Annotated in this window: 21 protein-coding genes; 8 read left to right on the top strand and 13 right to left on the bottom strand. The window is 67.2% G+C overall.

Going from position 1 to position 24,739, the window contains the following annotated elements:
* Positions 1–2: 2 nt before the first annotated feature.
* The 3 genes from SLG_RS12565 to fmt form a co-directional block, all read right to left on the bottom strand.
* A complete protein-coding gene (locus SLG_RS12565) occupies positions 3–425 on the bottom strand; it encodes a hemerythrin domain-containing protein (protein WP_014076855.1) in 423 nt (140 codons plus the stop codon).
* A gap of 78 nt (positions 426–503) precedes the next feature.
* Entirely contained in the window at positions 504–1,259 is a 756-nt protein-coding gene (truA, locus tag SLG_RS12560; protein ID WP_014076854.1) for a tRNA pseudouridine(38-40) synthase TruA, read from the bottom strand.
* Entirely contained in the window at positions 1,256–2,164 is a 909-nt protein-coding gene (fmt, locus tag SLG_RS12555; RefSeq protein ID WP_014076853.1) for a methionyl-tRNA formyltransferase, read from the bottom strand. Before fmt ends, truA begins: the two co-directional genes overlap by 4 nt.
* 53 nt (positions 2,165–2,217) lie before the next feature.
* Here fmt and recR point away from each other — a divergent pair, with 53 nt between their 5' ends.
* Positions 2,218–2,814, top strand: coding sequence for a recombination mediator RecR (gene recR / locus SLG_RS12550; protein ID WP_014076852.1), 597 nt, complete (start codon positions 2,218–2,220; stop codon positions 2,812–2,814).
* Positions 2,815–2,903: 89 nt separating this feature from the next.
* The gene (fabI, locus tag SLG_RS12545) at positions 2,904–3,653 is read left to right on the top strand and encodes an enoyl-ACP reductase FabI (protein WP_014076851.1); all 750 of its coding nucleotides are present in this window, start codon (positions 2,904–2,906) and stop codon (positions 3,651–3,653) included.
* A gap of 7 nt (positions 3,654–3,660) precedes the next feature.
* Here fabI and SLG_RS12540 read toward each other — a convergent pair whose 3' ends face one another.
* Positions 3,661–4,650: a zinc-dependent alcohol dehydrogenase family protein gene (locus SLG_RS12540; protein WP_014076850.1), complete on the bottom strand. Its 990-nt coding sequence runs from the start codon at positions 4,648–4,650 to the stop codon at positions 3,661–3,663.
* Positions 4,641–6,209: a bifunctional aminoglycoside phosphotransferase/ATP-binding protein gene (locus SLG_RS12535; protein WP_014076849.1), complete on the bottom strand. Its 1,569-nt coding sequence runs from the start codon at positions 6,207–6,209 to the stop codon at positions 4,641–4,643. The genes SLG_RS12540 and SLG_RS12535 overlap by 10 nt, the downstream gene beginning before the upstream one ends.
* Positions 6,210–6,347: 138 nt before the next feature.
* Between SLG_RS12535 and def the strand changes: the two genes are divergently transcribed.
* Positions 6,348–6,878, top strand: a complete 531-nt coding sequence (gene def / locus SLG_RS12530; RefSeq protein ID WP_014076848.1) for a peptide deformylase — start codon at positions 6,348–6,350, stop codon at positions 6,876–6,878.
* A gap of 56 nt (positions 6,879–6,934) precedes the next feature.
* On the opposite strand, the gene SLG_RS12525 is transcribed toward def, so the two are convergent.
* The 3 genes from SLG_RS12525 to gltX all read right to left on the bottom strand — a co-directional run bounded on the left by SLG_RS12525 (position 6,935) and on the right by gltX (position 10,609).
* Positions 6,935–7,516, bottom strand: a complete 582-nt coding sequence (locus tag SLG_RS12525) for a DUF2087 domain-containing protein (protein ID WP_014076847.1) — start codon at positions 7,514–7,516, stop codon at positions 6,935–6,937.
* Between the two features lie 315 nt (positions 7,517–7,831).
* Positions 7,832–9,115, bottom strand: coding sequence for a citrate synthase (locus tag SLG_RS12520; RefSeq protein WP_014076846.1), 1,284 nt, complete (start codon positions 9,113–9,115; stop codon positions 7,832–7,834).
* A gap of 33 nt (positions 9,116–9,148) precedes the next feature.
* Positions 9,149–10,609 (bottom strand): glutamate--tRNA ligase, encoded by a 1,461-nt coding sequence (gene gltX, locus SLG_RS12515; RefSeq protein WP_083853384.1) that lies wholly within the window; start codon positions 10,607–10,609, stop codon positions 9,149–9,151.
* A 50-nt stretch (positions 10,610–10,659) separates the two neighbouring features.
* Here gltX and SLG_RS12510 point away from each other — a divergent pair, with 50 nt between their 5' ends.
* Positions 10,660–12,744, top strand: a complete 2,085-nt coding sequence (locus SLG_RS12510) for a ComEC/Rec2 family competence protein (protein ID WP_014076844.1) — start codon at positions 10,660–10,662, stop codon at positions 12,742–12,744.
* Between the two features lie 163 nt (positions 12,745–12,907).
* Here SLG_RS12510 and lexA read toward each other — a convergent pair whose 3' ends face one another.
* Entirely contained in the window at positions 12,908–13,603 is a 696-nt protein-coding gene (lexA, locus tag SLG_RS12505; RefSeq protein ID WP_014076843.1) for a transcriptional repressor LexA, read from the bottom strand.
* Positions 13,604–13,794: 191 nt separating this feature from the next.
* Here lexA and SLG_RS12500 point away from each other — a divergent pair, with 191 nt between their 5' ends.
* The gene (locus tag SLG_RS12500) at positions 13,795–14,322 is read left to right on the top strand and encodes a methylated-DNA--[protein]-cysteine S-methyltransferase (RefSeq protein WP_014076842.1); all 528 of its coding nucleotides are present in this window, start codon (positions 13,795–13,797) and stop codon (positions 14,320–14,322) included.
* Here SLG_RS12500 and SLG_RS12495 read toward each other — a convergent pair.
* The 4 genes from SLG_RS12495 to SLG_RS12480 all read right to left on the bottom strand — a co-directional run bounded on the left by SLG_RS12495 (position 14,307) and on the right by SLG_RS12480 (position 19,836).
* On the bottom strand, positions 14,307–15,203 hold the full coding sequence (locus SLG_RS12495; protein ID WP_014076841.1) for a bestrophin family protein: 897 nt from the start codon (positions 15,201–15,203) through the stop codon (positions 14,307–14,309). The genes SLG_RS12500 and SLG_RS12495 overlap by 16 nt on opposite strands.
* Positions 15,204–15,250: 47 nt before the next feature.
* Positions 15,251–17,794 carry a magnesium-translocating P-type ATPase gene (mgtA, locus tag SLG_RS12490; protein ID WP_014076840.1) on the bottom strand — a complete coding sequence of 848 codons (2,544 nt, stop codon included), beginning with the start codon at positions 17,792–17,794 and terminating at the stop codon, positions 15,251–15,253.
* Positions 17,791–18,723, bottom strand: coding sequence for a lysylphosphatidylglycerol synthase transmembrane domain-containing protein (locus tag SLG_RS12485; protein ID WP_231848671.1), 933 nt, complete (start codon positions 18,721–18,723; stop codon positions 17,791–17,793). Before SLG_RS12485 ends, mgtA begins: the two co-directional genes overlap by 4 nt.
* Before the next feature lie 333 nt (positions 18,724–19,056).
* Positions 19,057–19,836: a class I SAM-dependent methyltransferase gene (locus tag SLG_RS12480; protein WP_014076838.1), complete on the bottom strand. Its 780-nt coding sequence runs from the start codon at positions 19,834–19,836 to the stop codon at positions 19,057–19,059.
* 85 nt (positions 19,837–19,921) lie between these two features.
* On the opposite strand from SLG_RS12480, the gene SLG_RS12475 reads away from it, so the two are divergent.
* From SLG_RS12475 to SLG_RS12465, 3 genes are all read left to right on the top strand, one after another.
* Positions 19,922–20,407 carry an Rrf2 family transcriptional regulator gene (locus SLG_RS12475; RefSeq protein ID WP_014076837.1) on the top strand — a complete coding sequence of 162 codons (486 nt, stop codon included), beginning with the start codon at positions 19,922–19,924 and terminating at the stop codon, positions 20,405–20,407.
* 308 nt (positions 20,408–20,715) lie between these two features.
* Positions 20,716–21,681 (top strand): hypothetical protein, encoded by a 966-nt coding sequence (locus SLG_RS12470; protein ID WP_148276582.1) that lies wholly within the window; start codon positions 20,716–20,718, stop codon positions 21,679–21,681.
* 44 nt (positions 21,682–21,725) lie between these two features.
* Positions 21,726–24,698, top strand: coding sequence for a TonB-dependent receptor plug domain-containing protein (locus SLG_RS12465; RefSeq protein ID WP_014076835.1), 2,973 nt, complete (start codon positions 21,726–21,728; stop codon positions 24,696–24,698).
* Positions 24,699–24,739 lie beyond the last annotated feature (41 nt).

The following is a 24,739-nucleotide window of genomic DNA, read 5'->3' as shown; positions in this document are numbered from 1 at the left end:
CCTCAGTGCGTGGCGGCGGCCGCGTCCGCGAGCGCCGCGGCATAAGCGGGATAGAGATCATGCTCCTCGCGGTGGATGCGACTGGCCAGCGCATCGAGCAACGGACGCATGCGCGTGCAGAAGCCGTTCCGGTCCTGCGCGATCCGGTCTTCCGGCCAGTCCGACAACGCGGCGCACCAGCGCGCCGCCAGATCGCCCATCTCGCGTTCATATTTCGCGGCAAGCAGGGCTGCGACGCTCTCGTCCAGCCGCTTGAGGGACGGGTAAAGGTGACGATCCTCCTTGGCGAGATGCTTGAGGAGGAGGCCGCTCAAGCGGGCGCGGAGCCGGGCGAGATCGCTCCGTCCATCGTCCATGCCGTCCAGCAGTCGCTGCCGGAGATCGAGCAGCACGGCGTGTTCCGCCTTGAAGAAATCGAGTTCCATCCATTGAGCCAGTGCAGGAAAGGCGGCCGTCGTCGAGCGCCCAGCGTGCCGGCCTATTCTCACAAGATTGACAATTCCTTAGCGGGACGGCTCCCCGGGATAGAAAGCGGCGACGAAATAGAGGCCGTCCGGCGGCGCGTTATGCCCGAGCGCGGCGCGGTCGCGGGCATCGAGCGCGGCCTTGAGATCGGAAACGGACCAGCTTCCGGCGCCGACCATGACGAGGCAGCCAACCATGGACCGGACCTGATGATGCAGGAAGCTGCGAGCCCGGGCGAGGACGCTGATGCGCTCGCCGGTGCGGATCACGTCGAGCCGGTCCAGCGTCCGCACCGGGCTGTCGGCCTGGCACTGGGCGGAGCGAAAGGTGGTGAAGTCATGCCGGCCCACCAGCTGCTGCGCGGCCTCGTGCATGCGTCCGCTGTCCAGCGGTTGCGGCACGCGCCAGACCAGTCCCTGCTCGAAAGTGAGCGGCGCGCGGCGATTGAGGATGCGATAATCATAGGACCGGGCGAGGCAGGAAAAGCGGGCATGCCAGTCATCGGCGACCGTTTCGCAGCCGATGATGGCGATCGGCTCCGGGCGCAGATGCGCGTTCAGGGCCTCCATCAGGCGGAACGGGGTGATCGCGCTGTCCAGATCGACATGGGCCCGCATGGCGAGGGCGTGAACGCCGGCATCGGTGCGGCCCGCGCAATGGACGACCGGCGGCGCGCCGACGATCCGGCCCAGCGCTTCCTCGATATGCTGCTGCACGCTCGGCCCATGGGCCTGACGCTGCCAGCCCATATAGGGACGGCCGTCAAATTCCACGGTGAGCGCGAAGCGGGTCATCCGAGCATCGTGCCGGCGGGAATGGGAAAGCCGCGCAGCAGCTCGGCCGTCGGCATCGGATTGCGGCCGGCGCGCTGGACAAGGCGCGGCGCGAGCGCGCCGGTGCCGCACGCGATCAGCATCTCGCCCTCGCTCGCCAGGACGGTGCCCGGCGGACCGCTATCCGGCGCCGGCACGGCATCGAGGATCCGGATCCTCTCGCCGCCCAGCTCGAACCAGGCGCCGGGGGGATTGAAGGCCTGGACCTGCCGCTGCACCAGATCGGCCGGGCGCGTGAAATCGAGCCGCGCCTCCGCCTTGCCGATCTTCTCGGCATAAGTGACGCCGTCCTCGGGCTGCACCACGGGCGGATAAGCGCCGAGATTGGCGAGAACCTCGATCATCAGGGCCGCGCCCTTCACGGCCAGCTCGCCCGTGAGGTCGCCCGCGGTCTTGCCGTCGACGGGCGTGCGCAGGGCGGCCAGCATCGGCCCGGTATCGAGCCCCTTGCCCATGGCCATGATGGTGACGCCGGTCTCCGCATCGCCCGCGAGAATGGCGCGCTGGATGGGCGCAGCGCCGCGCCAGCGGGGAAGCAGCGAGGCATGGACGTTGAGGCAACCCAGGCGCGGCGCATGCAGGACCGGCGGCGGCAGGATGAGCCCATAAGCGGCGACGACCGCGACATCCGGCTCAAGATCGTCGAAGGCGAGCTGCTCGGCTTCCTCGCGCAGGCTGAGCGGCGTGCGGACGGGAAGGCCAAGCGCTTCCGCCCGCATCTGCACGGGGCTGGGGCGCGGCGCCTTGCCCCGGCCGGCCGGGCGCGGGGGCTGGGTGTAGACAGCCGCGACGGCATGGCCGGCATCGACCAGCGCGTCGAGCGTCGGCACGGCGAAATCGGGCGTGCCCATGAAGGTGATCCGCATGGCTTGCTCTGAAACGCTTGTGCGGCGCGAGTGCAAGCCCTTATTTGGCGCTTATGTCTTCACCCGAGATCGACGCGCTCACGCAGGCGCTTGCCCGGCTCCCCGGTCTGGGGCCCCGATCCGCCCGGCGCGCGGTGCTGCATCTCCTGCAGAAGCGGGAGACCGCACTGGCGCCGCTGCTGCGTGCGCTCGAATCCGTGAACGAGCGTATGGTCCAGTGCGCCATCTGCGGCAATATCGACACGATCGATCCCTGCGGCATCTGCGCGGACCCGCGCCGCGACGGACGCGCGCTGTGCGTGGTCGAGGATGTGGCCGATCTCTGGGCACTGGAGAAGTCGCGCCTGTTCCCCGGCCGCTTCCATGTGCTGGGCGGGCGGCTTTCCGCGCTCGAAGGGGTGCGCCCCGAGGATCTGGCGATCGCGCCGCTGGTGCAGCGGGTCGCGCAGGGCGGCATCGATGAAGTCGTGCTCGCGATGAACGCGACGCTCGAGGGGCAGACGACGGCGCACTACATCGCGGAGCGGCTGGAAGCCTATCCGGTGCGGCTGACCCAGCTTGCCCATGGCGTGCCGATCGGCGGCGAGCTCGATTATCTGGACGAAGGCACGCTCGCGCAGGCCCTGCGCGCCCGCCGCCCGATCGACTGAGCGCGCGCCCGGGAAGGGGCGCCGGATGATTGGAAAAATTGAAAACTGCTGCCCGGGGGAAACCACGCAGCAGCAGGAAGGAGACGGCTTTGCGCGGACTCATCATCGGTTTGGCCAACGACCAGTCGCTGGCATGGGGATGCGCGCGGGCGTTGCGCGCGGCGGGGGCGGAAATCGCGCTGACCTATCTCAACGAGCGGACCCGCGATTTCACCGCGCCGCTCGCCGAGGTGCTGGACGCGCCGCTGCTGATGCCGCTCGACGTCACGCGGCAGGATCAGGCGGAAGCCGTGTTCGCCGAGATCGGCCGGCGCTGGGGGAAGCTGGATTTCCTGCTCCATTCCATCGCTTTCGCCCCGAAGGAGGACCTCGCGGGGCGGGTGGTCGACAGCTCCGCGGCCGGGTTCGCCACCGCGATGGACATTTCCTGCCATTCGCTGGCGCGGCTGGCGCATCTCGCCGAACCGCTGATGACCGACGGCGGCTCCATCCTCACGATGAGCTTCTACGGATCGGAGAAGGTCGTGCCGGGCTATGGCATCATGGGACCGGTCAAGGCCGCGCTGGAAGCGATGGTGCGCTATCTCGCGGCGGAACTGGGACCCGGCGGCATAAGAGTGAATGCCCTGTCGACGGGGCCGGTGAAGACCCGGGCGGCATCCGGCCTCGGCCATTTCGATGCGCTCATGTGCCGGGCGGCGGAGAATGCGCCGCTGCACCAGCTCGTCACCATCGAGCAGGTAGGGGAGATGGCGGCCTTCCTCCTCTCGGACAAGGCGCGCACGATCACCGGGCAGACCATCTATGTGGACAGCGGCTACAATGTGACGGCCGGCTGAGCGCGCCTCACATGGTGAGGACGAGCGCGCCGTCGACATCGCCGCGCCGCAGGCGGTCGAGCGCTTCGTTCGCCTGATCGAGCGGCAGCGCCGTCACGCTGGTGCGGATGGCGGCCCGGGCGGCGAGAGGCAGGAACGCCAGCCCGTCGGCGCGCGTCAGGTTGGCGACGGAGAGGATGCTGCGCTCCTCCCACAGATCGGCATAGGGAAAGGCCGGGATGTCGGACATGTGGATGCCGGCGCAGACCACGCGTCCGCCCTTGCGGACCGCCTTGAGCGCGCGCGGCACCAGCGCTCCATCCGGCGCGAAGATGATGGCGGCGTCGAGCGGCTCGGGCGAGGACTGCGTGGACGACCCGGCCCAGGCGCAGCCGAGCGCGCGGGCGAAATGCTGGCTGCGCGCGTCCCCCTCGCGGGTAAAGGCGAGCACGCGGCGCCCCTGCCAGATGGCGAGCTGGGCAAGGATGTGCGCGGCGGCGCCGAAGCCATAGAGCCCGAGCGTGGGCGCATCCCCGGCAAGCCGGTAAGCGCGATAGCCGATCAGCCCCGCGCAGAGCAGCGGTGCGGCATGGACATCGTCGAACATGTCCGGAATGGGGAAGCAATAGCGCGCGTCCGCGATGCAATGACTCGCATAGCCGCCATCGCGCGTGAAGCCGGTGAAGAGCGGGGCGTCGCACAGATTCTCCTGCCCGTTCAGGCAGAAGCGGCAGGTGCCGCAGCTATGGCCGAGCCAGGGCACGCCGACGCGGTCACCGGGCGCGAGGCCGGTCACGCCGGGCCCGAGCGCATCGACGCGGCCGACGATCTCGTGCCCCGGGATGATCGGCAGGACGCCGTGGATGTCCCCGTCCATCACATGCAGGTCCGTGCGGCAGACGCCGCAGGCGGAAATGGCGAGGCGGATCTGCCCCGCCGCCGGCTCGGGCAGCGGGCGCGCGACGGGGCGCAGCCGTTCGCCCGGCGCATCGAGTTGCATGGCATGCATCAGGGCCATGAGCGTTGATCCTCCTCCAGTGCCGACATTGCCCGGCGCGCGACATCCTCCGGGGAGCCGGACGCATCGATCCGCCGCCAGTCCGAAAGATCGCCGGGATCATATTGAAATTGCAGGGAAACGACGCGCGCGTCCGCATCCGAGGCATCGCCTTGCCGGGCGGACACGCGGTCCATGAGCAGGGCGGCGGGCGCTTCGAGCCACAGGCCGATGAACGGCGCACCATGGGCTGCTGCCACCGCGCGGATCGCGGCGCGCTCTTCCGGGCTGGCGAGGACGCCGTCCACGATGACGCTTCTGCCCGCTGCGAGGCTCGCGCCGGCGGATTCGCCGAGCGCCTCGTAAACCCGCGCCGACTGCTCCGGCGTGTAGGCGGCGGCGGGCAGGCGCTCCTCGGGCGCCAGCCCCGCGAGTCGCTTGCGCAGCACGTCCGTGCGCAGCCACCGCGCGCCCGGCGCGCCACCGAGGCCCGGCGCCAGCGCCCCCGCGAGCGTCGATTTGCCCGTGCCGCTGAAGCCGCCGACGGCGACCAGCACCGGCGGCGGCTGATCGAGAAAGGCAAGCGCTGCGCGCAGATAGGTGCCAGCGGACCGGCGCTTCCCCTCCGCTGCGGCCGCATCGCCCTGCGTCTGCGCCGCCACGGCGCTGACATGCGCGCGGATCGCTGCTCGCATGGAGAGGAAGAGCGGGATCGCGGGGATGCCGTCCTCTTCGCCGGTCAGGTCCAGATAGCGATTGAACAGCAGCGAGGCCTGCGCGTGAAGGCCCTTTTCCCACATGTCCATGACGAGGAAAGCGAGATCGTAAAGCACGTCGGTCGTGGCGAGGTCGGTGCTGAATTCCAGACAGTCGAACAAGGTCGGCACGCCGCGCCACAGGCAGATATTGGCCAGATGCAAGTCGCCATGGCAGTGGCGGACATGGCCGCTGCTGCCGCGCGCATCGAGGCAGGGGACAAGCTCTTTGAGCGCGGCGAGGCTGCGCTGAAGCAGGCGGGCGCAGTCGTCCGGCGGTAGCACCGCACCATCGCATGCGGCCATGCTCGTGCGATTGCCCTCGATGATCGCCCGCACCCGCGCGGCGCCGTCCGGGACGACCGCCACCTCCGCCTCCCGGTGAAAGGCCGCGATCCGGTCCGCGAGCAGCCGGGTAAGAGGCGCCGTCAGTCCGCCGCGCGCGGCGACGCTCTCGAGCAGGTCCTCCGCCCCGAAGCGGCGCATCACCACCAGCCAGTCGACCGGCGTGCCGGGCTCGAAGCCCAGCCTGCCGTCCGCCTGCGCATTGACGCTGCGCACTTCCAGATAGAGGTCGGGCGCGGTGCGGCGATTGAGGCGCAGTTCCGCCTCGCAGACACAGCGCCGCTTCTCGGGCGTCGAGAAATCGAGATAGGCATAGCGAACGGCGCGCTTGAGCTTGAACACCCGGTCGCCGGCGAGGAAGACGATAGCGCCATGGGTATCGATTCGCTCAGGGCGGCCGGGACCCAGCACGCCGGGGCCCGAGAGAAAGTCGATCACTGCCTGCTGGCTCTGGCTGTCGCGCATTGCCCGTCCCGTCATCCGCCTTGCGAAAGGCCCGTTTGCCGCCGAAACAATGGTGTAACGCACGAGGCCTGTCTTTGCGTTCGATCAGATTGATCGGAACAAAGCATCAACGCCACCCTTGATCTTGCGTGGCCCCTCTCATATCTCCCCCTCATGGCCATCCGTCCTATCATCGAGACGCCCGATCCGCGCTTGCGGACGATTTCGACGCCCGTCGAGACCATCGACGATGCGTTGCAGACGCTGATCGACGACATGTTCGAGACGATGTACGCCGCGCCCGGCATCGGCCTTGCGGCCATCCAGATCGGCGTTCCCAAGCGCGTGCTCGTGATCGACCTGCAGGAGCCCGAATCGGACGAGGAAGGCGCGCCGCCGGTGAAGAACCCGCTGGTGTTCATCAATCCGCGCATTCTCGAGGGCTCGGCCGAGCACTCGGTCTACAATGAGGGCTGCCTTTCGGTGCCCGACCAATATGCCGAGGTGGATCGCCCCGCGCGCATCCGGGCGAGCTGGATGGACCGGCAGGGCCGCATCCACGAGGAAGAGCTGGAAGGGCTGCTCGCCACCTGCCTCCAGCATGAGATGGATCATCTCGAAGGCATTCTCTTCATCGACCATCTCTCGCGCCTGAAGCGGGACATGCTGCTCAAGAAGCTGGCGAAGACTCGCAAGGCTGCCTGAGGCCGGAAAGGCCGGGGCATGGGCCCCGAACCTTCCTGCTGACGTTCATTCCCCTGTCACCCCGCCTTGCGGCATTTGTCGGCCTGCAGGCGGATCATCATGAGTGCTTCGGGCGGCGGGCGCCGCTCCAGCCGTCGATAGGCCCGGCCGTCGCGCGTGCGGCTGAGCAGCCCGATGTTGCACATCTCCCGCCGCAGGATGGCGTGGTCCAAGAAGCTGTTGCGGCTCTTGAGATAGTCATTGACCTGCTTCTCATCGAGCGTGCGGGCCGGGGGGAAATCCGCCCAGAGCGGCCACAGGCAGAGATGCTGGAGCACGGTGCGCGCCGGCCAGCGAGTGAGCCGGCCGTCCCGATCGAAGCAGCGCAGGGCTTTTTCGAGGCGTTCGGGGCGCACGGGCGGGGTGTCGGCCGCCTCGATGTCGTGCGTGGCCGGGGGCGCAGCGTGCGCTTGCGGCGCGGGCGTGGTGAGTGCCTGCGCCCGGTAATGCTGGTAATTGCGGCTGCCGGCGGCACGCGCCAGCATGTTCATGAGTTCAAGATGACCGGGCGCTGCGGTGCGCCCGACAAGCTGCTGGCGCAGCGAGCGGGCAAGAGCGGAAAAATCCGGAGCAGCGAACGGCAAGATCGTTCTGGACATGGCCAATCCTCGCATGTGCCTGCTGGATATCGAGGGTCACCGGCTTGCGACGCGGCACGAGGGCTGGAGTCGTCTGTCTGGTTTTCGGCAGGTTTAGCTTCCCTTGCGGGACGGTGACGCCTGGGTGAACTGCTGACCCTGCGGCGACCGGTAGCCGATCTTTCGACGAACGGCAATCGCCCAGCCGCGTGGAGAGGCTGAGCGAGGGAGCGGACGGGGAGGGGCGGGAAAGCGGAGCCTCGCGAGTGGAGCCCCGGGGCGATCCATGGAAGAAGCCGGACGACAGGCTCGCTGCCGTCCGGCCGATAACTGTCCTCAGCGCTCGGCGACAGGCACGTAGGGGCGCTGCGCCGGGCCGGTGTAGAGCTGGCGGGGGCGGCCGATCTTCTGCTCTGGATCCGAGATCATTTCGTTCCAGTGCGCGACCCAGCCGACGGTCCGCGCCAGCGCGAAAAGCACCGTGAACATGTCGGTCGGGAAGCCGATGGCCGAAAGGATGATGCCCGAATAGAAATCGACGTTCGGGAAGAGCTTCTTCTCGGCGAAATAATCGTCCTTGAGCGCCATTTCCTCAAGCTGCAGGGCGACGTCGAAGATCGGGTCGCTTACCTTGAGCTCGGAGAGCACTTCGCGAACCGTCTTCTGCATCACGGTCGCGCGCGGATCGTAATTCTTGTAGACGCGATGGCCAAAGCCCATCAGCCGGAAGGGATCGTCCTTGTTCTTGGCGCGGGCGATATAGGCCGGAATGCGCTCGGGCGTTCCGATCTCGCGGAGCATGTTCAGCGCCGCTTCGTTGGCGCCGCCATGCGCGGGGCCCCACAGGCACGCGATGCCTGCCGCGATGCAGGCGAAGGGATTCGCGCCCGACGAGCCGGCGAGGCGGACGGTCGAGGTCGACGCGTTCTGCTCATGATCCGCGTGCAGGATGAAGATGCGGTCCAGCGCCCGCTCGATCACCGGGTTCACGACATATTCCTCGGCCGGGACCGAGAAGGTCATGTGCAGGAAATTGCCGGTGTAGCTCAGGTCATTGCGCGGATAGACGAAGGGCTGGCCGACCGAATATTTGTAGGCCATGGCAGCCAGCGTCGGCATCTTCGCGATGAGGCGGTGGCTCGCGATCATCCGCTGCACGGGATCCGTGATGTCGGTCGAATCGTGATAGAAGGCCGACAGGGCGCCGACGACGCCGCACATGATCGCCATCGGGTGCGCATCCCGCCGGAAACCGCGGAAGAACGTGCTGAGCTGTTCATGCACCATCGTGTGGCGCGTGATGGTCCACACGAACTTGTCCAGCTCGTCCTTGGAAGGCAGATCCCCGCGCAGCAGGAGATAGGCGACTTCCATGAAGCTCGAATGCTCGGACAGTTCCTCGATCGGGTAACCGCGGTGGAGCAGGACGCCCTTGTCGCCATCGATGTACGTCAGAGCCGAATCGCAGCTCGCCGTGGAGGTGAAGCCGGGATCGTAAGTGAACATCCCCGTCTGCGCATAAAGCTTGCGCACGTCGATGACCTGCGGGCCCACCGAACCGGAGAGCACCTTGAGGTCCACCTCTTTAGCGTCGACGTTCAGTTTGACATTATCGGTCATTCCTTCACCCCTCGTTCCTTTGTTCGCGGCTGGTCAGTCCCGGATCTGGTCACCAAGACGCCCGAGTGTCTCTTCCTGTCCAAGATGGTAGAGCACGTCGAAAATACCAGGCGAAGTCGTTCGCCCGGTCAATGCGGCGCGCAGCGGTTGTGCCACCTTGCCAAGTCCCAGACCGGCATCCTCAGCCACGGTCCGTATCGCGGTCTCGATGCCTTCGAGCGACCAGTCCGGCAGCTTTCCAAGGGCATCGGCCACGGTCTTGATCAAGGTCCGCGCGTCTGTGTCTAGCAACTTCGCGGCGGCCTCGTCGACATGAATCGGTCGCGTGGCAAAGAGGAAAGCGGCGCCCTCGGTCAATTCCTGCAGCGTCTTCGCGCGGGGCTTGAGGGCGGGCATGATGTCGGCCAGCTTGTGGAGGCGCGCTTGGGCAGCGGCACTGTCGTCCAGCGGCGCCATGCGCTCCGCGACCAGCAGGGCAAGGCGACCGTCGTCGGCCTCGCGGATATAATGGCCATTGAGGCTTTCCAGCTTCTTGATGTCGAAGCGGGAGGGAGAGCGGCCCACGCCGGAGAGGTCGAACAGCTCGACGGCGCGCGCGCGATCGATGATCTCTTCGTCGCCATGGCCCCAGCCCAGCCGGAGCAGATAATTGTTCACGGCCTCGGGCAGCATGCCCAGCTCGTCGCGATAGGCATCGACGCCCATGGCGCCATGGCGCTTGGAAAGCTTGGCGCCATCGGCCCCGTGGATGAGCGGGATGTGGGCATAAACCGGCTCGGGCCAGCCCATCGCGCGGATGATGCCGAGCTGGCGGAAGGCGTTGTTGAGATGATCGTCGCCCCGGATGACATGCGTGATGCCCATGTCGTGATCGTCCACCACTACGGCGAGCATGTAGGTCGGCGTGCCGTCCGAGCGGAGCAGGATCATGTCGTCCAGCTCGTTGTTCTGGACGACGACGCGGCCCTGCACCGCGTCCTCGATCACCGTTTCGCCGTCCCGCGGTGCCTTGAGGCGGATCACGAAGGGCTTGTCGCCACCCTCGGCGGGATCGCGGTCGCGCCAGCGCCCGTCATAGCGCATCGGCTGCCGGGCGGCGCGCTGCTGCTCGCGCAGCTCGGCCAGCTCCTCGGGGGTCGCGAAGCATTTATAGGCATGACCGGCCGCCAGCATCTGCTGCGCGACTTCGGCATGGCGATGGAGGCGGGCGAACTGGAAGACCGGCTCCTCGTCGCCTTCCAGGCCCAGCCAGCCCAGCCCGTCGAAGATCGCCTCGATCGCCTGCTCGGTGGAGCGAGCGCGATCGGTATCCTCGATCCGCAGCAGGAATCGGCCGCCATGATGCCGGGCGAAGAGATAATTGAACAATGCGGTGCGGGCACCGCCGATATGCAGGAAACCCGTGGGCGAGGGGGCGAAGCGGGTGACGACCTTGCTCGTTGTTTTCAAACCGTCCGTCACGCTATGCTCAGCTCCAGGGGGGATGGGGTCCATTGAACGAGCACGCCCCTAGCACGGCTTTTTCCAGTCGACAAATCCCGCTGTTGCACCGCAGCAGCGCCGCTGTCTCGCGCCTGCGCACATGGGTGGAAGCTTGGCTGGAGGATGAGCGCGCCCAACTGCCCTTGTGGTGCCCGGTCGCGCTTGGCGCGGGCATCTGCGCGTGGTTTGCCCTGCCGACATCGTTGCACTGGGTCGCCTGGGTCGTCGGCTGGCTGGGCTTCGCGATGGCGGTCGGGATGCTGGGTCGGGGCGGGCGGCTGGCGCCGACACTTGCGACAGGCGCCATGCTGCTGGCGGCAGGCTGCCTGCTGATATGGGCCAAGGCGCTGCTGATGGGCGCCCCGCCGCTCGCCCGGCCGGCCATGGTGGAACTGAACGCACGCGTGACGGGGGTCGAGTCGCTGCTCTCGCGCGGGCTCGTCCGGCTCGATCTCGCGCCGCTGGACCGGCCGGACCTGCCCCAGCGCATTCGCGTGAACGCGGAACCTGCGCAATTGCCCCAAAGCCCGGGGCGGGGCGATGTCGTCGCGCTGCGCACGCGGCTGATGCCGCCGGCGCCTTCCGCCGTGCCCGGCGCCTATGACTTTGCCGAGCGGGCCTATTTCGCGGGGATCGGCGCGTCCGGCCGGGTGATCGGCACGGTCCGCCGGGTCAGCGGGGGCGAGAACGGGCCCGGCGCGCGGGCGCGGATGGCCGCGCACATCGCCGAGCGCCTCCCCGGCGGCGAAGGCGCGATCGCCGTGACGCTGGCGACCGGGGACCGCACGCGCATCAGCGAGGCGGACGCGGAAGCGATGCGCCGCAGCGGCCTTGCACATCTGCTCTCGATCAGCGGCCTCCATGTCTCCGCGCTCATCGGCGGCGTGATGCTCGTGGCGATGCGATTGCTCGCGCTCTCGCCGGGACTGGCGCTGCGATGGCCGATCCTCCTCGTGGCCGCGTGCCTCGGCGGGGTGGCGGGAATCGCCTACACCCTGTTCACTGGCGCCGAAGTGCCCACGGTCCGCTCGTGCATCGCGGCGCTGCTCGTCATCTGCGGGCTGGCGCTGGGGCGTGAGGCGATCAGCCTGCGCATGATCGCGGTCGGCGCCCTCATCGTCATGCTCTTCTGGCCGGAAAGCGTGCCGGGACCCAGCTTCCAGATGAGCTTCGCCGCCGTCACCGCGATCGTCGCGCTTTACGAATATCCGCCGGCGCGGGCGTTCTTCGCGCGTCGGGAGGAAGCGCGCTGGCGGCGGCTCCTGCGCCATCTGGGTGCGTTGCTCGCCACCGGGCTCGTCGTCGAGATCGTGCTCACGCCGATCGCTTTCGCGCATTTCCACCGCGCCGGCCTGCTTGGCGCGCTGGCGAACATGATCGCCATTCCGCTGACGAGCTTCGTCATCATGCCCTTCGAGGCGCTCGCGCTGATGCTGGACATCGTCGGCCTTGGGAAGCCGGCCTGGTGGATCGTGGAAACGGCGCTGGCACTGCTGCTGGCGCTCGCGCATTTCGTGGCGAACCAGCCCTTCGCCACGATGGTCCGGCCGACATCGGGGAATTTCGCCTTCGCGCTGGCGATGATCGGCTTCATCTGGCTGATGCTCTGGCGCAGCCGTATCCGCTGGCTGGGCGCGCCGGCCGCGGCGATCGGCCTCGCGTTCACGCTGGCCGCGCCCGCGCCCGACGTGCTGGTCACCGCGGACGGGCGGCATGTGGCCCTGCGCGTCGCGAATGGCGAGATGGCCCTGCTGCGCGACCGCGCCGGGGACTATGTGCGCACGACCCTTGCCGAGGCGGCGGGCTATGAAGGCGCATTCGCCGCGCTGGCCGACACCGGCGAGGCGGCCTGTTCGCGGGACCTGTGCGAAGTGAGGCTCCGGCGCGCCGATGCCGAGCCCGTCCGGCTGCTGATGACCCGGTCCAGCCTGCGCGTGCCGTGGCAGGCGCTCGTCGCTGCCTGTGCCCGGGCGGACATCGCCATTGCCGATCGCAGGCTGCCCAATGCCTGCCTGCCCCGCTGGGCAAAGCTCGACCGGCCGGTGCTGGCCGCGATGGGCGGCGCGATGATCTCCCTCAAGGAACGAAGGATCATCGGCGGGCGCGACCCCCGGGACGAGCATCCCTGGATCATCCGCGACAGATGATCGGCATTTTCCGTGGGCGGGCCGGCGCGCCTCGTCGGGGGCCGGACCGCAGGCGCGGCTGGATCCCGGGTAAGGAACTCAGCGCAGCGCCAGGGGGCGTTCGGTTGCCGGCCCGTCGTCCGCGCCGGTTCAGCGAGGACGCCGCCCCCGCCGGAAGCCGCGTTCAGTTATAACGGCGCAGCAGTCCCGCAAGCCTGCCCTGCACCTGCACCTGATCGGCATCATAGACCTGCGGATCATAATCGCGATTGGCGGGCGCCAGACGGATCTTGCGGCCTTCGGGCTGGAAATATTTGAGCGTCGCCTCGTTCTCGTCGATCAGCGCGACGACGATCTGGCCCGGCCGGGCGGTGTCCGCGCGCTGGATCAGCGCGAAATCGCCATCGAGGATGCCGGCCTCGATCATGGAATCGCCGGACACTTCCAGCGCATAATGATCGCCCGATCCGAGCAGCGCGGCAGGCACGGACAGCATGGTCTGGCCTTCCATCGCTTCGATCGGCACACCGGCGGCGATGCGCCCGTGGAGCGGAATCTCCACCACGTCATTGGCGGCGATCGTCGACGCGGTGAGCGGGGCAGGGGTGGGCTTGCGAAGCGGGACGACATTCGCGCCCGGCGCGGCATGCGCGGCCGACGAGAGGCTGTCCGGCAGCTTGACGATCTCCAGCGCCCGCGCGCGATTGGGCAGGCGGCGAATGAAGCCGCGCTCCTCGAGCGCGCTGATCAGTCGATGGATGCCCGACTTCGACTTGAGGTCCAGCGCTTCCTTCATTTCCTCGAAGCTGGGCGAGACGCCGCCCTGGTCGAGATGCTGCTTGATATAGCTTAGCAGTTGCTGTTGCTTGGCGGTCAGCATGGCATGGCCCTGAAAGTTGGAACGGACAGTGAACGTTTAGGAAACGAATGGCGCTAAGTCAAGCAACCTTCCCGATCTCGCCCGATGACGATGCCCGGTGGCGCCTTCGCCGGTCCGGTTTGAACGCAAGCTGCGGGATGTACCTGCGCGCCCGTGCCTTTATGGCGGCATTTCCATGACAGGAGCCCGGCATGAGTTACGCAGTCCGCACCATGAATTCGCCGCTCGGCGTGCTCACTCTGCTCGCGAGCGAGCGTGGCCTTTCGGCGGTCCTCTGGGAGGATGACGATCCGGCGCGGGTGAAGCGCGGGCCACGCGTGGAGGCGGACGATCATCCGGTGCTCGACGAGGCGGCGCGCCAGCTGGACGGCTATTTCGACGGCACGCGCCAGCACTTCGATCTTCCGCTCGACTTCGAGGGGACGGATTTCCAGAAACAGGTCTGGGCGGCGCTGCTCGCGATCCCGTTCGGCGAGACGCGCAGCTATGCGGATATCGCCCGCGCGATCGGCCGGCCGAGCGCAGTGCGCGCGGTCGGCGCGGCCAATGGCAGGAACCCCATCTCCATCGTGGCGCCCTGCCATCGCGTGGTCGGGGCCGATGGCGCGCTGACGGGATTTGCCGGCGGCCTTGCGGCCAAGCGCTATCTGCTGGCGCTGGAAGGCATGGCCGTCCCCGTCGATGCCATGGAGGGCGGGCTCTTTCAGGTCAGGATGTAGCGCTGCGGCTCCAGCGGCGGGGGCAGGTCCGCCTCGCCCAGCAACGCCAGCATCTCGCGCTCCACGGTCCGCGTGATCGCATCGATCGGCAAGTCGTTGGGCTCAAGGCCGAAGGGGTCCTCAAGCTGGTCGGCCAGCGCATCGAGGCCGAAGAAGGTGTAGCTCGCCAGCAGCACGGGCAGCAGCGTCCACCAGCCGAGCATCCCGGCCAGCGCGAAAGGCAGCAGCAGGCAGAAGATGTATGTCGTGCGGTGCAGGACCAGCGAGTAAGTGAAGGGGATCGGCGTCGTGACGATCCGCTCGCACCCGGCCTGGACCTGGCTGAGCGCGACGAGCTGCCCCTCAAGCAGCGAATGGTGGATGGACGTGATCTTCCCGCTCGCGGCAAGTTCGAGGCAATGCCGGCCCGCCTGCTGCAGCACGGCGTCGGTCGGGTTGGGCGACGTCGTCCACGATCCCTCGCCGCAATGGGCGCGGATGACGGCAGGCTCTTCATTACCGCGCAGCCGGGCGGCGAGCCCTGCCGTGAAGCCGCAGAGATAACGCAGCAGCACCGCCCGGTCCGCCTCGTCCAGCGTGCCGCTCTGGCGGGCGAAGGATCGGCAGGCGATGACCAGCGCGCCCCACAGCTTGCGCGCCTCCCACCAGCGATCATAGCAGGCGCCGTTGCGGAAGCTCATGAAGATCGAGAGCGAGATGCCGATCAGCGCGAAGGGGATGCCCCTGATCTGCGCGAACAGACCCGGCCAGGTCAGCGCAGCCAGAACGGCGCAGACGCACACCACCGCGATGATGGACAGGCGACCGACGATCTGCACCAGGATGGTGCCGTGAAGCGCGAAGAGTATCTCGCGCAGGCCGGGTTTGGAGCGAACGATCACGCGCCAGCCTTTTCCTGCCGGGGCGGTCTAGTCAAGGCCGCTCTGCGTCAGGCCTGCTTCTCGCGTCGGGGGAAGAACAGGCGCTTGGTGACTTCTGTCGCCAGCGCATAGCAGGCTACGATAGCGATGCTGAAGCCCATGATCCGGGCGGATGGTCGCTCGAAACCGAACAGGCCGTCGAGACCGGGCACGAACGGCAGGATGAGCCCGACCGCGATCATGACCAGCGTCGTGCGGAGCAACAGGCCCCCAGGCCGACTCTTCCAGCTCAGCCGCCGCGTGCGCAGGACCAGTACGACGACCAGTTCCGTGAACAGGGAAATCACGAACCAGACGGTCTGGAAAGTCGCCGCGTCCGTCCGGAATATCCAGAGCAGCGCGCCGAAGGTCAGCAAGTCGAAAACCGAGCTGACGAGACCGAACACGATCATGAAGGCCTGAACATTCCGGATGCTCCAGCGCTGCGGCGCCTCGAGATGCTCGGGGTCGACATTGTCGCTGGAGATCGCGATCGAGGGAATGTCGGACAGGAAGTTGTTGAGCAGGATCTGCTTGGGAAGCAGCGGCAGGAACGGCAGCAAAGGCGTGGCCAGTGCCATGCTCACCATGTTGCCGAAATTGGCGCTCGTGGTGATCGAGATATATTTGAGCGTGTTGGCGAAGGTATGGCGGCCATCAACGACGCCCTGGCGCAGCACGTTCAGATCCTGCTGCAGGAGCACGATGTCGGCGCTCTCACGTGCGACATCGACGGCCTGATCCACCGAAATCCCGACATCGGCGAGGCGCAGGGCAGGGGCATCGTTGATGCCGTCACCCATGTAGCCGACGGCATGTCCCGCCTTTTGCAGCGCATGGATGATCTGCTCCTTCTGCTGCGGATCGATCTCGGCGAACACCGCGACCTGCCCGGCGCGATGACACAGGGCCTCGCTCGACATGCCGGCGATCTCGTCGCCGGTCAGCACGGCGGTGGCATCGAGCCCCACCTGGGCCGCGACATGGGCGGCAACGTGCCGGTTGTCGCCACTGATCATCTTGGTGGTGATGCCCAGGTCCCGCAGATCGCGGATGGTCCGCTCCACACCCTCCTTGGGAGGATCGAGGAACAGCAGCAGGCCAAGGAGTGTGAGATCGGCCTCATCCTCGTGAGTCACCCGGTCATGGCCAGTGCCGAACTGCCGCTCGGCCACAGCCAGCACGCGGAAACCGGCCTTTCCCTTCGCCTCGAACAGAGCTTCTATCCGGCGCCTGTCCTCGTCGAGCAGGGGCCGGTCCGTGCCGCCCTCCCGGAGGCGACCGGAGACGGCGAGCATTTCTGCAAAGGCGCCCTTGGTGACCAGGCGGGACTGGCCCGGCGCGCCTTTTTCCTCGACCAGGATGCTGAGCCGCCGCCGGCTGAAATCATAAGGGATCTCGTCGAGCTTGCGCCAGGCCTCGCTCGAAAGATGCACGGCCGGCGCGGCCTCCACGATCGCTTCGTCCAGCGGGTTGACGATCCCGGTCTCGAAGCAGGCATTGAGGAACGCCGCCTGCAGAACCTGCGTCGAGGGCACGCCCTCAAGATCGACCGCTGCCTCCAGCCTGACCTTGCCGCTGGTGAGCGTGCCGGTCTTGTCGGTGCAGAGAATATCCATGCTGCCCAGATTCTCGATCGCGTCCAGTCGCCGGACGATCACGCCGCGCGCGGCCAGATGACGCGCGCCCTTGGCGAGTGTGACGCTGATGATCGCCGGCAGCAGCTCCGGCGACAGCCCGACCGCCAGCGCGACGGCGAACAGCAGGGACTCCACGAACGGGCGGTCCATCAACTGGTTCACGGTCAACACCGCGAGCACCATGACGATCATCACGCGGACAAGCATCATGCCGAAGGTCCGCACGCCCCGTTCGAACTCCGTCTCCTCGTCAGCGGCACCGATCCGGCTGGTGATCTGGCCGAATGCAGTGCGCGACCCGGTCTGGACGACCAGCATCCTCGCGGTGCCGCTGCGCAGGGACGAGCCGGCGAACAGGGCATTGGTGCGCTCGCCCATCGCCGCCGCCGCGGGGAGCACGCAGGGCGCCTTCTCCACTGGGAGCGACTCCCCGGTCAGGGCGGCCTGATTGACGAGGCAATCCTGTGCGGCGATCAGCAGGCCATCGGCAGGCACCATGTTGCCAGCCGACAGCAGCACGATGTCGCCGGGCACGATCTCGCGCGTCGGGATCTCGATTTCCTGTCCGTCACGCAGCACGCGGGCCTTGAGCGCCAGCCGGTCACGCAGCGCGGCAACGGCTTTCGATGCCCGATATTCCTGGAGGAAGCTCAGCAGGCAGCTTCCGTTCACGATCAGCAGGATGATCGTCGCGTCGAGCCACTCGCGCAGTGCCATCGAAACCATTGCCCCGAAGACGAGGATCAGCATCAGCGGGCTTTTGAACTGCCTTGCCAGCAGCCGCAGGGCGGGAAATGAACGGGCCTCCTCGATGGCGTTCGGCCCGTCCGCTTCGAGCCGGGCAGCGGCATCGCCGGACCCGAGCCCCGCCGGCGTGCTGCGCAAAGCCGTGAGCGCCTGCTCGCCGGACATGCTCCAGAAACCCTGGATCATCGCCGCTCGCCTTTCCCGTGCCATCCCGTCCGCATCAGGACCAGGCCCGGCAACAGGGGGAGCCAGAGCGTGAGCCCGCGCAGGAGAAGCGTGGCCGTCAAGGCCGCCTCGACCGGAACGCCGAGAGACGCCATCATGGCCGTCGAGCTGGCCTCGAAGCTACCCAATCCCAGCGGAATGGGCGCCAGCGTGGCTGCGATCGACCCGGCCATGAGAGCCAGAAAGGCAGTGGCCGGATCCCAAGGCATGCCCAGCGCCCGCATGCAGACGGCAAGCGTCGCCGCATCGGCCAGAAAGACGCCGCCATTCAGCAGAGATACCCGGACCAGCAGGCGCCGATCACCGACGAGGTCCACCGGCGCCTCGCCGATGGTGGTGAGGATCGAGCGGACCGGACCCACTCGCTCCAGCCAGGGCGGCAGGGGCTGGCTGCCACGATGCCGCAGCCACAGGGCCAGCAGGGGAATGGCAAGGGCGACGAGAAGGAAAGTCGTGACCAGCCCGGACAGCAGCGGCGTCGCGCGATGATGCAGCCAGAGAACCAGCAGCATGGCCAGCGCAAGCACCATGTAAGCGAGATAATAGCCGATCATGGAGATGAGCAGCGTCGCGGCCGCCGCCCCCCGCGGCGCGCCCAGCGCCATGAGGCGATCGACCAGCAGCACATGGCCACCCAGGCCCGCGCCTGGCAGGGCCTGGTCGGCGAACAGCTTGGAGATCGAGACTGGCAGCAGGACATGCAGCTTCCGGCGCAATCCCGCGCGGAGCAGGACGAGTTTCCAGCTCAGCGCAACCATCACATAAGTGGAAACCTGAAGGCCGAGGCCGACCAGAAGCCAGAGCGGCTGAGCCTGCCGCACCAGAATCGCGAAATGCTCAAGGTCCGTGAGATGGCGCACGAGCAGGCCGGCGGCCGCGATGCCGACCATGACGGCAAGCCATCGTCCGATCCGACGGCTGCGCGAGACTGGACTTGCCTCCTGCTGTGCCATGACTGCCCCGTTCCGGACTCCTCTCCCGCTGCGAAGGGGTGGAGCCGTCCATCAGGAATGAGCCCGTCGGGCCGGCAGTTCAAGAACGCTGTGCGCAGGCGGTGATATCGGCGGCGGCCGATCAGCGCCGCGATGTGATCTCCATGATCCGGCGTCCCGGAAGGCGCCGGAGCCATGCGCTCATTCCCCGTCGACCTGCGATACGTCTTCGGCCTTCGGGACGACAGGATCGCCTCGCTCGAGATCAAGCCCTGAGGTTTCGTGCGATCCTCACCGTTCCGCCACGCCGATAAGGGCGGTCGAGGGGATGGGCAGGATTGGGCGATCAGCCGCCCGGTCCCGCACCTTGGCGACCACCGCAGCCTTTTCGCCGTCGTCCAGACTGGTCCAGTCGGGCGACATGCCGAACAGCGTATCGGGGGCATCGAGCGCCGCCACGTCCAGCCGATAATCATGCGTCACGGCCTCGATGCGGGGATCGCGATAGCCGGCCGCGACGAGGGCGCGGGCGAAATCGTCCGGATCGCTGAGCGCCTGGACGGCTTCGGGCATGGCCATGCCCGGCCGCTCCGGGAACAGCTTCTGCCGGATCTCGCCCAGCAGGAGGAACGTCGCCGCGCCCCGGGACTGCCATGTGGCGATCACGCCATGCCCGCCGGGTCGCGTCACCCGGGCCATTTCCGCAAGGCCCTTGCGCCAGTCGGGAAACATGATGACGCCGAAGATCGAAAAGACGGCATCGAACTGCGCGTCCGGCAGGTCCAGCGCCTGCCCGTCCATCACGCGCGCCTCGACATTGGGCAGGCCGGCAGCGGCAATGCACTCCACCATGCCGGGGGAGAAATCGGTTGCCAGCACCTGCGCACCGCTGCGCGCGGCGGCGAGAGCGAGCGCGCCGGTGCCGGCCGCGACATCGAGCACGCGGCTTCCGGGCGTCAGGGGCAGCCGCGCCAGCGCGTCCTCCGCAAAGAGCGCCGTGAAAGGATGGGCGGTCTGCTGATAATGGCGCGCCGCATTGTCCCAATGGTCCGGATTCTCGAATTCTCGCATGTCTTTCCCTCGCGAATCATGTAACTTCATAAGTATCATGATGGCGTGCCCTTGCCAACGGGCGGAGACCTGCGAAGATCGACCCATGCGAAACGACAGCCGCCTTTCCCGCATGCTGCACGTGCTGCTCCACATGGCGCGGCATGACGGCCCCATGAAATCGGAAGCGATCGGCATGATGCTGGGGACCAACCCGGTCGTCGTCCGGCGCACCTTGGCGGGCCTGCGCGATGCGGGCTATGTCCGCTCGGAGAAAGGGCATGGCGGCGGCTGGGCCATTGCCTGCGACCTGGAGCGCGTGTCGCTCCTGGATGTCTATCGCGCGGTGGGCGGCCCCCGGCTTTTCGCGATCGGGAACGAGCATTCCAACCCGGCCTGCGCGGTCGAGCAACTCGTCAACGCCGCGGTGGAAGATGTGCTTCGCGATGCGGAGGCGTTGATGGTCGAGCGGCTGGGCGCGGTGAGCCTCGCGGAGCTGGGCCGGGGCCTGGAGGCACGCTGCGCCGATGACCCGCGGTGGCGGCTCCGGGAAGCGGACGCGGCCGGCGCGGATGCTTCCCGCATGCCGTAGGCAGGCGAGTCCTTTCCTTCCCTTCCCTGGCAGGTCGTTCGGCGGGTGCAGAAGCGGACTATGCGGCATGCCGCCCGGAGGCCCGAGCCGGCCGGATAAAAAATCTTACGGGTTTGTGACGGTCGCGCGTCTTCTCCGTGATCGCCCGACAAGGGGCGGACCGGGAGGCGACTATGAACATCCGCAGCGCGGCAGCGCTCCGTTATCGGCGCGCACATGTTATCACCCTTGGTGCCGCGCTGGCGGCCGCCTTTGTGGCGGCTCCGGTCCAAGCCGCGTCGGAATGCGATCGGTCCTGTCTTCAGGGAATGGCGGACCAGTTCGTCGATGCGGTCGGCGGGAAGAAGACCGCGAACTTGCCTCTCGCGGCAGATGTCCGGCTGACCGAAAACGGCCAGACCCTGTCTGCGGGGGACGGTTTCTGGGGCACGGTCGAAGGCGCCGGGCGATATCGCAACATCTTCATCGATACCGATACGCAGCAGATCGGCTTCATCGTCGTGATGAAGGAGGCCAAGAAGCTCGCGCTCTATGCGGGGCGGCTTCAGGTCAAGGATGGCAAGTTCACCGAGGTCGAGACGATCATCTCGCGGTCGAGCGGCTCGGGCAACATCAGTCGCGGCCCGGCCATGCTGGAGGAGCGCGGTGCGCCGCATCCTTCCTGGAGTGAAATCATTCCGGCCGAGCGCCGCGAGACGCGCGAACAACTCGTCCGGGGTGCGAACAATTATTTCGCGGCGATCGAGCTCAATGACGGCCACGCCGACTACCCTTTCACGGATGACTGTCTGCGGCACGAGAACGGCGTTCAGACTACGAACAATCCCGACATCGACTATGCCGACATCAATCGCCGCCTCGCGGGCCAGCAGGGCGAGGCCGCTGCCGCCGCGAACCCGATCGCGCGCCTCTCGGCGTTGAGTTGCACCGCGCAGTTCAAGACAGGCTTTTTTCGCTTTGTAGACCGGGTCCGGGACCGCCGCTTTCCGGTCGTGGACGTCGAGCGCGGCGCCGTCTTCGCGTTCGGCTTCTTCGACCACAGCGGCACGATCCGCAACTTCCCGCTGGCGGACGGAACGATGCTGAAGGACTTCGGTCCCGACACGCCGATGACCTGGGAGATCGCCGAGGCCTTCAAGCTCGAGAGCGGCAAGATCCGGACGATCGAGGCGGTCCTCACGGCAGCACCTTACGGAATGCCTTCGGGCTGGCCCGGCGCGCGCGACGCCGACCTGCCCAGAACCTTCAGCAAATTGCCGCCGCCTCGCCAGTGAGTGCGGCGCATGCCGTCATCAAAGAAACAAACAGGGGGTTTATCATGAAGAAGAGTGTTCTTTCTCTCATGCTGGCGTCGGCTATCGTCGCGATCCCGGGCGGACCCGCCTGGGCGCAGGACGAGGATGGCGCTGCGAGCACCAGCTCCATCGTCGTTACCGGCTCGCGCATTCGTCAGCCCGGTCTCTCCGCGCTGAGCCCCGTGACGACAGTGGGCGAGGAAGACATCAAGCTGACGGGCGCCATGCGCATCGAGGACGTGGTCAACACGCTTCCGGCGTTCACGGCCGGGCAGGGCGCCTTCATCGGCGGTCAGGCAACCGGTACCGCTAACGCCAATCTCCGTAATCTCGGGTCGACGCGAACGCTGGTCCTGATCGACGGCAAGCGCCTGATGCCTGGCAGCCCGATGGCGCTGGTGCCGGACCTGAACTTCATTCCCGGCAACATGATCCGCCGCGTCGACGTGGTGACGGGCGGCGCCTCTGCGGTTTATGGCTCCGATGCCGTGGCGGGCGTGGTGAACTTCATCATGGATCGAAGGTTCGAGGGCGTGCAGATCTCCGCCCAGCACAGCTTCTATCAGCATAATAATCGCGACAGCATCGTCGCGCCGCTCGCCCGGGCGGCCGGCTACGACGTGCCGACGGGCAGCGTGACAGACGGCCATGGCCTGGATCTGTCAGCCAAGATCGGCATCAATCTGGAAGGCGGCCGCGGCAACATCACGGTCTATGGCGGCTATCGCAAGCTGGACGCGTCGTTCCAGGGCAATCGCGACTATGTCGCCTGCGCACTTGGCGCCACGGGCCCGACCGGCAGCACGCATGCCTGCCTGGGATCGAGCACAACCAGTCCCGCGCGGTTCGTCCTGAACAGTGGTTCGGGTGCGGAGGTCACGTTGGACCCGGCTGGCGACGGCAACACGTTCCGTGCCTACAATGTGCTGCGGGACTCCTACAATTACACGCCCATCAACTACTTCCAGCGCCCCGACCGGCGCTACACCATGGGCGCCTTCGCAAGCTATGAAGTGAGCAAGGCTTTCGTCCCCTATCTCGACGTGATGTACATGGACGACCGCACGGTCGCCCAGCTCGCGCCTTCCGGCATCTTCGGCCAGATCTTCCAGATCAACTGCAACAATCCGCTGCTCTCCGCGAGCCAGATGAGCGCCATCTGCGGCGCCGCCAGCGGGACGAGCGCGACGAGGGGAGTCTCGATCGGCAAGCGCAACGTGGAAGGCGGCGGCCGGCTCGACGATCTTCGCCACCAGTCCTACCGCATCGTCGCCGGTGCGCGGGGCGACCTGGGCGATGCTTGGAGCTACGACGTGTACGGGCAGTTCGGCCTCACGACGCTCACCGAGATGTTCCAGCGTGACTTCGCCCTCTCGCGTATCGGCCGTGCGCTGAATGTCGTCACCGACACGCGCGCGGGCAGCGCGACGTTCGGCAGCCCGGTCTGCGCGGCGGTTCTGAACGGTGTGGACCCGAACTGCGTCCCCTACAACGTCTGGTCCGTGAACGGCGTGACACCGCAGGCCGTGAACTACCTCCAGATCGCGGCCTTCTGGACCGGCGATACGAAGGAGAAGGTGGCCGGCCTTTCGTTCTCTGGCGACCTGGGCAAATATGGCGTGCAGCTTCCCTGGGCCGAGAATGGCGTCAGCGTGGCGCTTGGCGCGGAATATCGCGAGGAGTCCCTCTCCAGTCGCTTCGACGAGACCTTCCGTAACGGCGAGCTGGCGGGCCAGAATGGCAGCCGCCGCGTCAACATGGACGGCAAGTTCGACGTCTTCGAGTTGTTCGGCGAAGCCAATGTGCCGATCGTGGAGGAGCGGCCGCTGCTCCACTCCCTGTCGCTGAACATGGGCTACCGGTTCTCGGAATACAGCACGGCCGGTTCGACGCACACCTTCAAGATCGGCGGCGACTGGGCACCCAGCCGCGACATCCGGTTCCGTGCCGGCTACAACAAGGCGGTTCGCGCGCCGAACGTCTCCGAGCTCTTCTCGCCGCTTGGCGCCCCCGGGTTCACCGGCACGGACCCCTGCGCGGGCCCGGCCGTCGATGGCCGCGTGAACGGCTACACCTTCGCCCAGTGCGCGGCTTCCGGCGTTACGGAAGCGCAGTTCGGCACGATTATCGCCAATCCGGCGGGCCAGTACAACAGCCGCACGGGCGGCAACCCCGGCCTGAGGCCGGAGACGGCCTATACCTGGACGGCGGGCTTCGTCGCCACGCCGACATTCCTTCCGGGGCTCTCGATCACCGCCGACTATTTCAACATCCGCGTCGAGGACACGATCGACGTGATCGGCGGGAACCTGATCCTGCGCCAGTGCGTGCAGACGGCTGACCCCTTCTACTGCGACCTCGTCCTGCGGTCGCCCGTCAACGGTTCCATCTATCTCGGCAATGACGGCTATGTGCTCGACATTCGTCGCAACACGGGTTCGAAATCGACCAGCGGCATTGATCTTTCCGTCGATTACCGGCTGGCGCTCGACGAGGTCGGCCTCGGCAATGTCGGTTCCCTCGCCATGTCGTTCAACGGCACATGGCTGGGTTCGCTCAAGACCGAGCCGCTGCCGGGTCTCGGCACCTACGAGTGCAAGGGCTATTTCGGCCTGACCTGCGGCGTACCCTCGCCGGAATGGCGGCACCGCGCGCGGCTGGTCTGGGCGACGCCCTGGGTCGGCGATTTCTCGCTCAACTGGCGCTATATCGGTGCCGTCACCGTCGATCGCGCCAGCAGCGATCCCCTGCTGACCGGACGCGTCGCGGAAGTCGACCGCCGCGTGGGCGATCGCCATTATTTCGACCTGGCCTATTCGACCAACGTGGCCGGCCAGTTCAATCTCCGCGCCGGCGTGAACAACCTGTTCGACAAGGCACCGCCGCTGATCAGCACGAGCTCGCTCACCGGCGTTCTCGGCAACGGCAACACCTACCCGCAGGTCTATGACCCTCTCGGCCGCTACATCTATGTTGGCGCCACGGTCACATTCTGAACGAGACGGGGCGGGGTCGTTCGCGATCCCGCCGCCTTTTT

This window comes from Sphingobium sp. SYK-6 (assembly GCF_000283515.1).
Classification (GTDB): Bacteria; Pseudomonadota; Alphaproteobacteria; order Sphingomonadales; family Sphingomonadaceae; genus Sphingobium; species Sphingobium lignivorans.
This window is presented reverse-complemented; position numbering and strand designations above follow the sequence as displayed.

Bases quoted from the DNA above. Each gene is read 5' to 3' on its own strand.
- SLG_RS12565 (WP_014076855.1), bottom strand. From the start codon at position 425: ATGGAACTCGATTTCTTCAAGGCGGAACACGCCGTGCTGCTCGATCTC.
- truA (WP_014076854.1), bottom strand. From the start codon at position 1,259: ATGACCCGCTTCGCGCTCACCGTGGAATTTGACGGCCGTCCCTATATG.
- fmt (WP_014076853.1), bottom strand. From the start codon at position 2,164: ATGCGGATCACCTTCATGGGCACGCCCGATTTCGCCGTGCCGACGCTC.
- recR (WP_014076852.1), top strand. From the start codon at position 2,218: ATGTCTTCACCCGAGATCGACGCGCTCACGCAGGCGCTTGCCCGGCTC.
- SLG_RS12540 (WP_014076850.1), bottom strand. From the start codon at position 4,650: ATGGCCCTGATGCATGCCATGCAACTCGATGCGCCGGGCGAACGGCTG.
- SLG_RS12535 (WP_014076849.1), bottom strand. From the start codon at position 6,209: ATGACGGGACGGGCAATGCGCGACAGCCAGAGCCAGCAGGCAGTGATC.
- def (WP_014076848.1), top strand. From the start codon at position 6,348: ATGGCCATCCGTCCTATCATCGAGACGCCCGATCCGCGCTTGCGGACG.
- SLG_RS12525 (WP_014076847.1), bottom strand. From the start codon at position 7,516: ATGTCCAGAACGATCTTGCCGTTCGCTGCTCCGGATTTTTCCGCTCTT.
- SLG_RS12520 (WP_014076846.1), bottom strand. From the start codon at position 9,115: ATGACCGATAATGTCAAACTGAACGTCGACGCTAAAGAGGTGGACCTC.
- gltX (WP_083853384.1), bottom strand. From the start codon at position 10,609: ATGGACCCCATCCCCCCTGGAGCTGAGCATAGCGTGACGGACGGTTTG.
- lexA (WP_014076843.1), bottom strand. From the start codon at position 13,603: ATGCTGACCGCCAAGCAACAGCAACTGCTAAGCTATATCAAGCAGCAT.
- SLG_RS12500 (WP_014076842.1), top strand. From the start codon at position 13,795: ATGAGTTACGCAGTCCGCACCATGAATTCGCCGCTCGGCGTGCTCACT.
- mgtA (WP_014076840.1), bottom strand. From the start codon at position 17,794: ATGATCCAGGGTTTCTGGAGCATGTCCGGCGAGCAGGCGCTCACGGCT.
- SLG_RS12485 (WP_231848671.1), bottom strand. From the start codon at position 18,723: ATGGTCGGCATCGCGGCCGCCGGCCTGCTCGTGCGCCATCTCACGGAC.
- SLG_RS12480 (WP_014076838.1), bottom strand. From the start codon at position 19,836: ATGCGAGAATTCGAGAATCCGGACCATTGGGACAATGCGGCGCGCCAT.
- SLG_RS12475 (WP_014076837.1), top strand. From the start codon at position 19,922: ATGCGAAACGACAGCCGCCTTTCCCGCATGCTGCACGTGCTGCTCCAC.
- SLG_RS12470 (WP_148276582.1), top strand. From the start codon at position 20,716: ATGGCGGACCAGTTCGTCGATGCGGTCGGCGGGAAGAAGACCGCGAAC.
- SLG_RS12465 (WP_014076835.1), top strand. From the start codon at position 21,726: ATGAAGAAGAGTGTTCTTTCTCTCATGCTGGCGTCGGCTATCGTCGCG.